Origin of the sequence: Humisphaera borealis, assembly GCF_015169395.1 — a bacterium.
GTDB lineage: Bacteria > Planctomycetota > Phycisphaerae > Tepidisphaerales > Tepidisphaeraceae > Humisphaera > Humisphaera borealis.
In genome coordinates, this window is the sequence record NZ_CP063458.1 from 2340695 (window position 1) to 2354164 (window position 13470).

At 57.3% G+C, this 13470-nt stretch carries 12 protein-coding genes; 1 reads left to right on the forward strand and 11 read right to left on the reverse strand.

Translation table 11 applies throughout. The annotated features are described in order from the left end of the window. The first annotated feature begins 50 nt into the window (after positions 1 to 50). Positions 51 to 848: a glycosyltransferase family 2 protein gene (locus tag IPV69_RS08640; protein ID WP_206294668.1), complete on the forward strand. Its 798-nt coding sequence runs from the start codon at positions 51 to 53 to the stop codon at positions 846 to 848. Between the two features lie 16 nt (positions 849 to 864). Here IPV69_RS08640 and IPV69_RS08645 read toward each other — a convergent pair whose 3' ends face one another. The 11 genes from IPV69_RS08645 to IPV69_RS08695 all read right to left on the reverse strand — a co-directional run bounded on the left by IPV69_RS08645 (position 865) and on the right by IPV69_RS08695 (position 13225). Continuing rightward, positions 865 to 1956 (reverse strand): glycosyltransferase family 2 protein, encoded by a 1092-nt coding sequence (locus IPV69_RS08645; RefSeq protein ID WP_206294670.1) that lies wholly within the window; start codon positions 1954 to 1956, stop codon positions 865 to 867. A 9-nt stretch (positions 1957 to 1965) separates the two neighbouring features. Beyond that, positions 1966 to 3189 carry a glycosyltransferase family 4 protein gene (locus IPV69_RS08650; RefSeq protein WP_206294672.1) on the reverse strand — a complete coding sequence of 408 codons (1224 nt, stop codon included), beginning with the start codon at positions 3187 to 3189 and terminating at the stop codon, positions 1966 to 1968. A 20-nt stretch (positions 3190 to 3209) separates the two neighbouring features. Continuing rightward, positions 3210 to 4163 (reverse strand): glycosyltransferase family 2 protein, encoded by a 954-nt coding sequence (locus tag IPV69_RS08655; RefSeq protein ID WP_206294674.1) that lies wholly within the window; start codon positions 4161 to 4163, stop codon positions 3210 to 3212. Positions 4164 to 4169: 6 nt separating this feature from the next. Further along, positions 4170 to 5285 (reverse strand): NAD-dependent epimerase/dehydratase family protein, encoded by a 1116-nt coding sequence (locus IPV69_RS08660; protein ID WP_206294676.1) that lies wholly within the window; start codon positions 5283 to 5285, stop codon positions 4170 to 4172. A gap of 4 nt (positions 5286 to 5289) precedes the next feature. Further along, a complete protein-coding gene (locus tag IPV69_RS08665; protein WP_206294678.1) occupies positions 5290 to 6324 on the reverse strand; it encodes a Gfo/Idh/MocA family protein in 1035 nt (344 codons plus the stop codon). A 1-nt stretch (position 6325) separates the two neighbouring features. Continuing rightward, positions 6326 to 7324, reverse strand: a complete 999-nt coding sequence (locus IPV69_RS08670; protein ID WP_206294680.1) for a glycosyltransferase family 10 domain-containing protein — start codon at positions 7322 to 7324, stop codon at positions 6326 to 6328. A gap of 36 nt (positions 7325 to 7360) precedes the next feature. Continuing rightward, positions 7361 to 8050, reverse strand: a complete 690-nt coding sequence (locus IPV69_RS08675; RefSeq protein WP_206294682.1) for an FkbM family methyltransferase — start codon at positions 8048 to 8050, stop codon at positions 7361 to 7363. Positions 8051 to 8074: 24 nt separating this feature from the next. After that, complete coding sequence (locus IPV69_RS08680) at positions 8075 to 9358, reverse strand: ABC transporter ATP-binding protein (protein WP_206294683.1); 1284 nt, start codon at positions 9356 to 9358, stop codon at positions 8075 to 8077. A gap of 27 nt (positions 9359 to 9385) precedes the next feature. After that, positions 9386 to 10837 (reverse strand): hypothetical protein, encoded by a 1452-nt coding sequence (locus IPV69_RS08685; protein ID WP_206294684.1) that lies wholly within the window; start codon positions 10835 to 10837, stop codon positions 9386 to 9388. Positions 10838 to 11036: 199 nt separating this feature from the next. Further along, a complete protein-coding gene (locus IPV69_RS08690) occupies positions 11037 to 11996 on the reverse strand; it encodes an ABC transporter permease (protein WP_206294685.1) in 960 nt (319 codons plus the stop codon). Between the two features lie 230 nt (positions 11997 to 12226). After that, a complete protein-coding gene (locus tag IPV69_RS08695) occupies positions 12227 to 13225 on the reverse strand; it encodes an NAD-dependent epimerase/dehydratase family protein (protein ID WP_206294686.1) in 999 nt (332 codons plus the stop codon). Between the last annotated feature and the right edge of the window lie 245 nt (positions 13226 to 13470).

Consider the following 13470-nt stretch of genomic DNA (forward strand, 5'->3'; position numbering starts at 1 on the left):
GACGAGGGTCGTTCATCCGCCCGTCATGCGTTACGATCGGGCCGAACCCGATGAATCAACTCCCGCGGATCACCTTCGTTACCCCCAGCTACCAGCAGGCGAAATACCTGGAGCGTACGATAAGAAGCGTCCTTGATCAGGGGTACCCGAATCTCGAGTACTTCGTTCTGGATGGCGGCTCGAACGATGGTTCCGTTGAGATCATCAAGAAGTACGCCGATCGTATTCAGTTCTGGACAAGTGAGAAGGACGGGGGGCAATCGGCCGCGATCAATCGCGGGCTGCGCATGGCAACTGGCGAGATCGTCGGCTGGCTCAACAGTGACGACACCTTGGCACCGGGCGCCCTCCATAGGATTGGACGTTTCTATGCACGTCATCCGAATGCAGATCTGATCTACGGGCACACCTGCACAATTGATGTCGACGACCGCGTAATCCGGCCGCTTGTCGCGGTCCCGACCAACGCGAAGGAGCTTATTCGATATACGCACGATCTCTGGTCGCAGCCGGGTACATCCTGGCGACGAAATCTGCACGACAGGCTCGGCTATCTCGATGAATCTCTGCAGTGCATGATGGACGGAGACTGGTGGATTCGTGTCGCAAGGACATCGCAGATTCGGCTTCTGCCAGTCCACTTGGGAAACCTGAGAATCCACGGGGAATCCAAAACCAGCAGCGCGTCTCTTCGCGCCAGATGGGATGCTGAGCAGGAGATCCTCGATCAGCGCTACGGCTATATGCTTCGGGGTGGCTTGGAACGCCGTTGGTTCTACGCACGGCGTTTGGCCCGAATTCTCCGCAGTCCCAGAAGTTTGCTGTATCGCCTGCGACGCACACTATGACATCAGTGCCGCCTCTCTAAGTAGTCGAATGTTTTGCGGTCGGTAGTCGGCCGCCCCATAGTTTTAACGGCAGACATATGAGCAGCGGAAATGAGAGCAAGAATTTCCACCGACGATGCCGTAGCTGTTGCAAAAACTCCCTTCTGTAAAGCCTTATTCCGTCGAGACGGCGCCCGGACATGATCTGCTTCATGCTTGCCAGGCGGCCTAGATACGCAAGGTAAGCGTCCAGATCAGAGCGCTGGTGACCTTGGAAATCACTGAACTCGCCTGCACGATCCATCGCTCGAAGCTGTTGCAGCCCCCGGAAATAGTACTCCGGTCGTGACGAACCACTCGCCGCGTGCTCACGATACACGGCCAACGCCTCACGACCGGCAATCCCAAACTTCCCGCGCGCCATCAGCTTGATGTAGAACGGCACGTCTTCCACCGCCCCACGCCGCTCGGCATACCGCAAGCCGCCCGCGGCGGCCCGATTGAACATGAGCACCGATGAGGTCGTCATGAATCCATGATTCTGCGACAAGCGCAGCAGTGGCCGATCCACGATTCCGTTGGCGTCAGTGACGGCACTAACATCGAACGCCGGACCGTTCCGCTGAAGCTCCACCCCAGATGCATGAACAAATGGAACGACAGAGGCCACGCATTCTGGGTGACGCTCCATGAATGCCACCTGGACCGCAAGCTTTTCCGGCATCCAGAGGTCGTCGTGATCCAATAGGGCGATGTACTTCCCACGAGATTCATCAAGCCCACGATTTCTCGCCGCTCCGATGCCTCCATTTGGCTGACTGATAAGCCGTAGCCGTCTGCCGCAACGATGCTGAAGTTCGGAACAGACCAGTGGGGTCTGGTCAGTACTGCCGTCATCAACGAGCACCACTTCATAGTCCTCGAATGTCTGCACGAAGACCGATGCGACTGTCTCGCGAAGTAGAGCAGGCTGGTTGTAGGTCGGAATTACAACGCTAACCGTTGGCGATGGCGCGTCACTCGGCGCGACAACGTGATCCTTCAGTTCTATCGTGGGCATCGGGTCCGACCTCAATTCGTAATGGTCGCCTCGTATGGAATGCACGCTATTGCCGAGCGTCGTCGTCACGCATGGCAGCTACCTTCCACTTGCGTGATTGCGGGGTGCGCAGGTGCCCATCGCCGACTCGATCTGATTAAGGATATTAGGTCCCGCCACGCCCACGACGTAGCCTAGAAGCACCTTCTCACGAGCCCTGCGCCCCAATGCATGCCTCAGCTGCGACTGCGTCAGAATCCTTGATAGTGCTTCGGACATCGCGTCGAGATCCAGGTAAGGCACTACGAAACCAGCATCCTGCTCAACAAACTCCTTCGGTCCTCCAGTGGCGTCGAAACAGACGCCGGGCACCTCTTCCAACGCCGCCTCGAGCAGAACCAAAGAAAGCGATTCCGAGCGAGAAAGAAGTACGAAAGCATCCGCCGCCGCAAAGTACTCGCGTGGCCGTGCCTGAGACCCGACGAAGTGAACGCGGTTCAGTAGATTGAGTTTGCGAAGATCTTCCTCGACCTCGTTTCTTAATCCGGCAGCATCGGGAGGCTCTGCGCCGACCCATATCAGGTGCACCGTCCTACCGCCTGGCAGAACCTCAAGTCTCTTTGATAGCAATCGCAACAGTGTTGGTATCAGGTCCGCACCCTTTCCAGATCTGATCGCCCCACAAGCGACCAGGACGTAAGCGTCATGCGGAACACCGAGGCTCTCACGCAACGCTAGGGTGTCAACTTCTGTACGGCCGTGATCCTCACCGAGGAAGCTGTGGACAACTCGCACGTCTCCTGAACAGATCGAAATGTCAGAGAGTAGCTCTGAGCGAACAGCCTCTGACGCGGCAATGAAAGTGTCGGCATATTGTCTCGTTAGTTCAATGTCGCTCACGCCAAATGCCCCTGCGGCAGTAAAGCATAGTTCGTGAACATGGCAAAGAACCGGCAACTTCGGTGGTACCGGCAGAAACTGTCGCAGCACCCAGCCATTGCCCAAGGTGTTGCAATAGACAAGCCCAACATCGCGGCTAAGAAGAAACCTACCGCCAAGCCAACGGGTCAAGCCCTGCACCATTCGCCCCAAACCGACACGATCGACCAGTCGAAGAGATGTGCGCAACCCCGGCAAAAAGCGGTTGAGGCGTACCACCGGGCAAAGCTCACGGAACTCGTGCTCTAGGGGTCCACCACGACACAACACCAAGGTGAAGTCCAGAGTTGAGTTTTGGCGAATCCACCGGAGTAGGTGAAGCAGCAGCAGCGGTGCGCCGCTACGGCTGGCTTCGTGGCTTAAGAAGAGAACCTTCCTTCTCATGGTGACGTCTGTCTCTAAGCTCAATCGCGAACCCGACTCAGTCGGAGAATCTTCCATGCATCGCGTAAATGACGCGCGTTCTCCCCCATCGCGGCAAGTGCAAGCACTCGCCACGACTCGAGGTTTCGCGGCGCCTGATTCACGGCTCGCATGGCGAGTGTCCAAGCTGAGCGAAAGTATCCATTTTGTGCAGCAGTTCGAGCCCACTGCTGCATCGGAAGAACTGTGTCTGATACACTAGCAGTATTTGGATCCGGCGGCACTGGGATGCTCCGCCGATTGCAGGCTTCGGTCACCGCCCGCCGCGATTGGCTTCGTTGTTCGCCAGTCCGTCTGGCGCTCACGCTGGACATGTGAAGCCGGTATCGAAGGTGAACTTCCGGGAGGTTGGCGAGTTCGCCGACTTCGGCCAGGCGCAACCAAAGGTCTAAGTCCTCCGCCGGTTCAAGTTCCGGACGGTATCCGCCAACTCGGTCGAGTGCCGATCGCCGAACAACAGCCGATGGGTGTGCAATCGCCGATGTTGCCTTTTCGAGGTGAACACGGTCGATGTCGTCATGCGACGTGTAGGTGAAGGCCTTGACAATTGGAAGTCCGCCGGGATCAGTGATCAAAGCTGCCGTTCCCGCCGCAACCACCTTCGGATGGTCAGCCAGGAATCGCATCTGCGAAGCAAGACGGGTTGGAAGAGCAATGTCATCGGCGTCCATCCGACCGATGATGTCGCCTTGCGACGCTGCCAACGCCTCGTTGAGCGATCGAGTCAGGCCCTGGTTCGCTCGGCTAATGATCTTGAAGCGACCATCGGAATCCGCGTGTCGTCGGAGTACATTGAGCGTTCCATCGGTCGAGCCGTCATTGACAATAATCACTTCAAAGTCGCCGAACGTCTGTCGAGAAATACTCTCCATCGCGGATCGCACAAACCTCTCAGCGTTATAGGCTGGGACGAGGATCGAGAGAGCAGGTCGCATGGTTCCTCACCCGGGTATGTCGTTCCACCAATCTCCAGCCGACTTGACCCCCGTGGTGAAAGGGATCGAATACTCAAAGCCGTCTGCTCCCCCCGTGATAGTGCTAGCAAAGATCGCGTCACTCTGAAACAAATCGATTTCGAAAGAGGTCGGCCAAGTGATAGTCCCTGCGCTGTTCGTTACAGCGATGCTAATCTCCCTTGCCGGAAGTTTCCGTGCTCGCCCGGCCAATCGTCCGAGTATCGCAGAATTGCGCAGCGACTCGGGTATCAACGGGGAGTTGAAGGCCCACTTTGCGATCTCACGCACACCAGTCGGCCTGCGTGCTATCGCGATGAGGTTCGCCTGCGAGTAACCAACCGTTCTTCGCGGCTGTCCGATCACTCTCGCATGCTCGTCAAAATACTGAGTCCATCGCAAGATTTCCGGATTGACCCCGTAAAGGACGCGGCGACTTAGTTTGTCGGCATCGGCACAATGCACCAACAACCGGGTGAGATCGTCGACGTGAACAGCATGGCAGATGCCGGCATCAGGCTCCGGCATCGCGATAGCGCCTTCCACCGCCCGGCGGAATGCCAACCGCGACCACGACAGGTACGGACCGTACACGATTCCGGGACGGACGACTACGACGTCGATTCCCGGCACCATCACCGTAAAGAGCTTCTCTGTTTGGACCTTCACCTGAGTATACCAATCAGAGTCGCGGGAGTATTGGAGCTCGTTTTCCAGAGCGCCTTGTGTCAACTTGGGGGGAAGTACGGCAATGCTGCTGACCTGAATAAAACGCCGGACGCCGACCCGTTGGGCAATCTTCAACGCAAGCATGCAGCCTTTAAGATTGCGCTCGATCAACGCCGAGTCGCCCCCAGCGAGTCCCTTATCTACATAGCAGTTGACCACCGCATCGCAACCGCGGAGCGCTGCTTCAAGCGCGGCCTCGTCGGACATGCCAGTTGCATGGAAGTCGATGCTCGGCCAGCGACCCAGACGCGCCCCGCGACTGCGTGAGATGGCACGTACCTGGCGGCGCTCGTTCATGAGCTTCAACACCAAGCGTGCCCCGATTTCACCCGCGGCACCCAGTACGGCGATTCTTCCGTTCGGCATATTGTTCATAGGATCACCAACCGCACGCGAATTGTAGTTTTCCAGTCACGCCGCGGTAGCATTCCTCGACGAACCTGCTGACTCGCACGGAATCAATGGGACTGGCGATATCGTCCGCGTGCTTATTGAGAACCGAGGTCAAAAATCGTTTCAGCTGCTCGGTAAAGTACATCGTGGCCGGTACTCGCTGAGATACCACCACGTCTTCGTGAAGGTTTAATGGTCGGCCTTCGAGCATCGAGGTCTCGCGCGATTTGAAGGTAAGACGATTGCCCTCGTTGAGGTGGTAAGATGCGATGACGTGATCAAACTCAATATCAGCCGTATAGCCAATGTCATGAGTACGGCTAAGTCGTACCTCGGTGGGAACCTCCACGCCTCCTAGAGTCGACTTAATCCCGATAAGGCAATTTGCTTCCATTCCTCCATCGAAGGCGTCGTCGGAATAGCTGGTCGTTTCGATAGAATCGAACCAGTACAGGAGCTGGTCTATGACGTGGACACCGTAATCCATCAGTACTCCACCGCCACTCAGAATCGGATCAAATAAGAGTGCCGGAGCACCTGACATGGGACTGCCGGCCCGGACGATGCAACGGCGCGGCCGTCCAAGCTCCAAAGTTCTTATCAACACCTTCACCCTCTGACTCGCTGGGTGGTACCGCCGGTAATAACCTGTCTGGAGTTGTAAATCTTTTCGCTGGGCTAGTTCCAAGAGGGCGGTCGCGTCGTTCCCAGTACACGCCAACGGCTTCTCGACTAAGACGTGGACGCCACTCTCCAAGGCGAGCCGAACGTGTTCTGCGTGCAATCCGGTGGGCGTGCAGATCAACAGGCAGTCGATCCCCGCCGCGACGACTTCGGTACAGGTCCTCACGAAGCGCGTTCCTTCCGAAACGCGACCCCTGATGGCGTCGATCGCCTTGTCACTAGTGTCACCGACCGCCGCAAGCCGAAGACCTAGTTCCTGCACCGCGGCAAGGTGGTAATTTCGGAATATCTCACCGGCACCGATTACGCCCAGTTTCAATTGTGAAATGTCTTTCAAGTCAGTACTCCTTCGGTCTGACGACGCGACGGACAGAGCGACGAATGCGCGAAATGACGCGTGCTACCTTGCCGGAGACGAACTCTGCCTCGGGACGAATTGTAAACTCGCGAGGGCGTTTCGCCGGCAAGTTGCTGATTAGGCGACAAACCTCGGGGTAGAGGTTGTACTTGTTTAACACAAGATCCTTAGATTGCTGCAGCGCGTCGCGCGCAGAAACGTGAAGATCAGACTCCATGACTTCCGCTACCAAACGGATCGACTTCGAGAAGTCGTCCAGATCGAGCAGGCGGAACGACATTGGCGAGAAGTACGACGCCAGATTCGTGCATCCCCAATAGAGTGGGAACGTCTTGGCTAACAAGGGATCTGCGAGCTTTTCGGTCCAGTAGTCCGGTTCGGACGAGTTCTCGATCGCGATATGGTACCGGTATTGGGCAAGTGCATCCCATTTGTCAGGAATTGGCTCAAATCCTGATCCGAACACGTCAATGTCCTCCTTTAACTGGGCCTTCAACGCTTTCACGAACTCCAAACGGCGGCGATGCCCAGCCAGCAGCACTTTGTTGGAACAGACAACCGACAGCTTCCGCGACTTTACAGGGTCTGCGGCCCGAAGTGCGTCGTAGTCGAGGGACACGTTCTGTTGACCGTGCCCACCACTAATGCCAACCCACCAAGGAATCATCGGCTGGCAACGAATCACATGAGGGTGACGGATATCAGTACGGCACGTCACAACCGTCGAAAACTGCCGCAGATAGCCCGGCGGATAACTCCGGAGTGCCATTGGCTCACCGGTCACAAAAACGGCGTGCCCACTACGGCACTCGAGTGTTTTGCGATGCTTGCCTGCCGATTCGAACACTACCCAGTAATCGCACGAAGCGTCCTGTAGATCGGATCGGAAGTATGTGTCGCCCCATCGCCCTGCCGAGGCCGGCGTCTGCCGGGCTACAGGGTGATTGGAGTTGACCGATAGAAAGACCTGCGTCGACATGCGCCCATCTCAACGATGCAGAACACAAGACAAGTCTCATCTCACGAAAAGCACGTCGCCTTGATCATCCACTGGAAAATCGACAAGGTGAATCTTGAAACCCTGGCTCTCAAGCCAGCTTCGTACCTGGTGGTAAAGCGCGACACCCTCGAATACTTCGATTAGATTCACTTCAACCTGTATCGCCTTGACTTTCCTCAGCAACTGCGTCCCACCGCGCAGCGCAGGCAGCTCATAGCCTTGTAGATCAAGCCAAAGAAAATCCACCCGAGAGATCGAATACTCCCGAGCCCAGTCGTCCAGTGAAACGACCGGAACACTCACCGTTTCATCGAAAGTAACATCCGGATTCACGTCAAGGTGGGCTTTAGGTTTCAGAAGCGAACTGGACGCATCAGATCGCCCCGCACTTATATGCATTTCCATCGTAGATGCAGATTCGCCCAAGGCCACGTTATAGCGGTGAACCCGGCTGTCTGATTTCGTACGATTTTCGAGCCGGCGAAAAACTGCTGGGGCCGGCTCAAATGCATGAACTTCGCAATCTGGAATTGTCCGGCGGAGATCCTCCGTATCCGATCCGTCATGCGCACCGGCTTCAATGATGACTGGCTGTACCGGAAGGATGCTCTTGATGAGTTGCTTCGTTATCAATGGTAGGCGATGCTTGGGGATTCTTTGAAGCCCAAGCTTGGATAGGATGCTCTTTGCGATCTGCCTGTACATTTGACTCTCAACTGTTCGACTTGGCTAATTCGGCTGGTGATCAACAAGAACACTCTTCCACTCCAACAGCGGGAAAACGAGGCCGGGGTGATTACGTTCGTCTAGAACTCCATGAAAAGACGACACGCTGGTATCCAAATGGACCCGAAACCGAAGTACCGGGTTAAGGATGTTCAAGAGTGGTCTTACGCAATGAAGTGACATCTGCGGGGTGATATAGTATTCGCCAAGGTTCAGCAGGCCTGGCGGTATGTGGCACGTGATAACGTGCATTCCCGATTCTGGCTGCCGCGGAGGATTAAAGGAATCTGTTTGGTGTAGTCGCCATACCGTCGTGCCAGATTTGATTAGATCGAATCCTACCTTGAAGACGGCGCTAGGTTCTCTCACGCGAACATACATCCTAACATATATTGAGTCACTATTCAGTGCGTCTTCGACCAACTGGCCATCTGTGCCAACGATCTCAACCTTCTGCAGGTATGCAACCTCTGTATCGGTGTCTGGCTGCGGATTGACCCAAGTTGCAGCGCCCGCAGAACGGGTCAATTCGCGCTCATAGCGAATCAGGACGTCTTCGATGGGGCCTTCCATCGCCAGACGGCCCCCACTCAGCAGCGCTCCCCTGGTACACAACTGGCGGACCATACCTATATTGTGGCTGACGAAGAGGACGGTCCGCCCCTGCCCGGCCACTTCGTCCATTTTCCGCAGGCACTTCTTCTGAAATCCGACGTCACCTACTGCTAACACCTCATCGACGACGAGAATCTCCGGTTCAAGGTGAGCCGCGACGCCGAACGCAAGCCGCATATACATGCCGCTGCTATACCGCTTCACAGGTGTATCGATGAACCGTTCCACCTCGCTGAACGCCACAATCTCATCAAATTTTCTGACAATTTCCCGCTGCGACATACCGAGGACGGCGCCGTTCAGAAATATGTTCTCACGACCCGACAACTCGGGATGAAATCCCGTTCCCACCTCAAGGAGGCTTCCAACGCGACCCACCATTTCAATACACCCCGTCGTCGGCTGGGTTATTCGAGAAAGCACCTTAAGCAGAGTGCTTTTGCCAGCGCCATTCAATCCGACAATCCCAAGTATCTCCCCCTGTTCCACCTTGAGTGACACATCACGAAGCGCCCATAGCGTACGCGCCTCATCGGAACTATCGCGCGGACCCGACCGAAACGGTCTTCGGAGCGCAGACATGAAAGTTTCTCTCAGCGTCTTGTACGGCTGTGAGGTCCCGAGCAGATAGCGCTTGCTTAAGTTTTCGATCCTGATTGCGGTAGAAGGCATGACGAAGGTCTTCCATGGAAGCATGCACTAGGGTCGGCTGCCGCTCAGTTCGATTTCCGCCCATCCGGCTGTTTTGTTGGGAAGAAGCCAATACCCCTTTGTGTGAACATTGGAGTTAAGGATGCCGTCCGTAAGGCACGATGGACCAGTCGTCGCGACCAGAGCGCCACTGGCTGTCACCTTCGCACCGCCAATCGTGTTCTTGCCGTTCTGTAGCAGCTGGACTTCAGTCAGACCGCCGCCCATGTTGACCCAGCCGGTTACTTCAATCCGGAGTTTTTCGCCACGAATGTTAGGAACCATTACAGTGGTCGGCAAATCCTCATCAGCCGACCAATACAGCTTGATATTGTCGCGACGCCAAACGACCTTATCGGCGCGCGTAACAACGACGTTTACCGTCGTCGTCCCCCGATCACGATCCTGGCTGTTCCGCTGGTTCCAGAGAATCAGTTTCGCGGTTGCACTCCCGGGAGAGGACAACAGTGCGCGGCTCGTTTCATCGTACTGGCTTACCGCTTTGAGTCGCTCAGCATCCTGCTTCACATGCTTGCGGAGATAAACGTCATAGCATTGGACGGAGCGCTCCAACGAGTTAACTCGCGCCACGCCCGCCAGTTTGTCTGCCATCTGACGATACCAGTTCGCAACTTCAAGGCACTCGCCTTCTGCGAGCTCATCGAAGAGAGCCGGAGGCTTGGACACCATTTTCTCCCAAGCCTTATCCGGATGTCCCGCAGCGAGCTTCTTCGCCGTCTCGGTTTCTCCGACCTCGAGCAGATACCCCAGGATCAACTGTTCCAGATGCGCGACATCTCCTCCGTTCTGATCCAACTTCTGCCTCATTCGGTCGTACTTCTCGGCCGTCTGCTGTTTCGCCTGTAGGTCCTTGGCAGCCGTGACGAACTCGTCTACCCGCGCGCTGCGGATGCTTCGGGCGATGTCTCTTGCCTCGTTTAGTCGCTTGACCGCGTCAGCGTACTTCGCGTCGGACGCAAGATCGTCGGCTTCCTTTTGCAGGATCCCAAGGAGGAACTCACCCGCCTCGGCCCGCTTTGCGCCCGTCGCCCGCTTGTACTGGGCGGCGTACAGGTCCACAAGCTTGCCACGCCAATCGAGCTTCTCGGCACCTTTTGCACCGGCAATGATTTGCTTCGCGGCTTCGATTGCTGTAGCCAGACCGTCGGCGTCCTTTTGGCCCAGTTCGACGGCCCGCTGCAGCACCAGCCGTTGTAGATCCGGGGCATCCTTGAGGTCGGCGGCACGGGAAAGCAACTTCGCGGCGAACACTGCGTCGTCCTTGGTGAAGCTCGTCGCAAGAACCTTCTTCTCTTCGTCACCGAAGAGGGAGGAATACTCGGCATTGGGGTCAGCAGAAGCGACTGTCGGAACCATCATAAACAAGAACACCCAGAGGCCACGCGGAACAAGACGCCTTTGCGACCCTTTGCCAACTTGTCGTTCGAGGTGTTGAATCATGCTTCGCACTCCTCGCTTAAGGCCCTGACCGTACCGAGTTCGAATCTTAACTGGTGTTCAAAAGGGTAGTGATCTCCGCCAGGTAACTCATGCCGGCACATGAGCACTCAGTCGGAATAGCTCGACCCTGATCTCAAATCGGAAAGCTGAACGCCCGAACGTCTCGTTCCCAACTTCCACCGTGCCTGAAAACAAGTCACTACACGATATCCGCAAACGTCTGCTCCATCCTCCTGAAGTAATACAACCCGCCGATCAAAAGGATGAACGTGGCCGCGGTCGAAACCGAAAGCAGCAGTACCGGCGGGGCCGGCATACCGAGCAGGGCCCAGCGGAAGCCTTCTACTACGCCGGTCATCGGGTTCAGACCGAAGACGATCTCACCCACCGGGCCGTACTTCTCGGCGATCAGTTTCGCCGGGTAAACGACCGGCGTTACAAATAGCCAAACTCTTGCCAAAAATGGGATTACATACCGAACGTCCCGATACTGCACGTTCAACGCGCTAAGCCACAGCCCGACGGCCAATGCCGCCAGGACGGCCATCACGATGAACACCGGCAGCAGGAAGATGGCAGCCGTCGGGCGAAACTGATAGCCCAGCGCTAGCGCGTAGACGGCGACCATGACGATCAGCAAACCGAACGCGATCAGAAAATCGACGATCGCCGCGATGATGGTCGAGATCGGGATGCTCAGCCGGGGGAAATAGACCTTCGAGATCAGGTTCTGGCTGCCGACCAGGCTGTTGCCGGCGTTGGTTAACGACGACTCGAACAGCTGCCAGGGGATCATCCCGCAAAACACCGCGAGCGTCGCGGGCACGCCCGGCCAGCCTTCCATGTTGCCGATGCGATACAGCAGAAGTGTGAAGATAAACGTCTGCAGCAACGGCTGAAGAACGGCCCAGATCACGCCCAATGCGGTCTGCTTATACCGAACCTTGATATCCCGAAGGGCCAGAAACCAGGTGAGTTCGCGGTACCGCCAGAGCTCCTTGAGATCCAGCGCCTGCCAGCCCTTGGGGGGTACGATGCGAATCTTCTGCAAAGCCGCTGCTTCGACCCCGGCGGCAGCGGCGATATCTGCCTGTGCCGCCGGGTCACCGGCCTGCGGAATGGCTTGCGGCGGCGAAGCTGGTACGGCGGATCCGGGCATGGGAACAGTCATTCGCTGCTGCGCTACAGGTGGTTCGCGACGTCAATTCGTGAGTCTGGCGATCCTATTCTACCCCTATCCTCCCGGCAATGCGGCCGACGCACCAACGGGGTTTCCTCGTCAGCCACTCATCGAATCAAAGCCACACCCCAATGAAGGCTAATCGGAATTCGCGATTCCCCGCGACCGATAACAGCGTCTTGCGGCCGATGCGGGATCGGCGTCGGTGATCATCCCACGTCACGTTTGTACCAAGCCGCCGTCGCCTTCAAACCAGCCTCGAAAGAGACAGTGGGGGAATAGCCCAGCAACCGCCTGGCCAGGGAAAGGTCGGCCAGGGAATGCTTAACGTCGCCGGCCCGATCGGGGTGATGAACGGCGACGAGGTCGGGGCGGTCGAGCATGCCCGCCATGGTCGCGGCCAGTTCCGCAACTGTAACCCTCACGCCACACGCGATGTTCATCGTCTCCCCGTTCAGCGGCTGTAAAGCCCGGGCGGCCAGCAGATTGGCGTGGACGGCGTTGTCCACATAGGTGAAGTCGCGCGATTGCGAGCCGTCGCCGTAGATCTGGGGATTGTTTCCAGAGAGCAGCGCCTTGGCGAAGGCAGCGATGACCGCGGCGTAGGCGCTGTTGGCATTCTGCCGCGGGCCGAAGATGTTGAAATACCGCAGCGACACCGTATCGATGCCGTAACTTCCGGCCCAGGCCCGCATCATCGCTTCCCCGGCCACCTTCGTGGCAGCGTAAGGGCTCTTGGGCATCGGCGTCATCGTCTCGACCTTCGGGAGCACCTCGCTGTCGCCGTACGCGCTACTGCTGGCAGCAAACATGACCCGCTTGGCACCGGCGAGCTTCGCGGCCTCCAGCACATTAAGCGTGCCAGCGACGTTGACGTCGAAGAATCGCCGCGGGCGGTCGACACTAGCCGGCACAGATCCCAGCGCCGCCTGGTGGAAGACCAATTCCGATCCCTGGATGCAGCGGGCCAGCAGATCGGTGTCGAGGATCGATCCGCGAATAAAGTGAACGCCCGTCAGGTGCCGAAGGTTCGCGACATTGCCGCCGGTCAGGTCGTCAAGCACGACAACAGACGCCCCCAGACGAAACAGTGCCTCGCAGAGGTGGGAACCGATGAATCCCGCACCCCCTGTGACAAACGCTTTGCGGCCGCGGAAGGCATCCCCATGGAGTGCGGGCCAGTCGGTGAGCGGTGGGTCCGAGGTCATGGAGGGAGTGTAGCCGCGGACACGATGCCGACCAAAAATTGGTGGCGGTTACGGCGATACCGATACTGGCAATACGGCGGCGTCCTGAGCGACAGTCTCATCAACGGCAAACACCTTGCGTGAATACGGGTTGTCGATCGTTGCCGGACGAGGCATGATGCCGCGGCGATCCGGTCCCGCGTCGGTCCGCACTGGAGACGGGCCGCACCGGTTCAGGACGCTCACAGGAGAGAAACGATGATGAA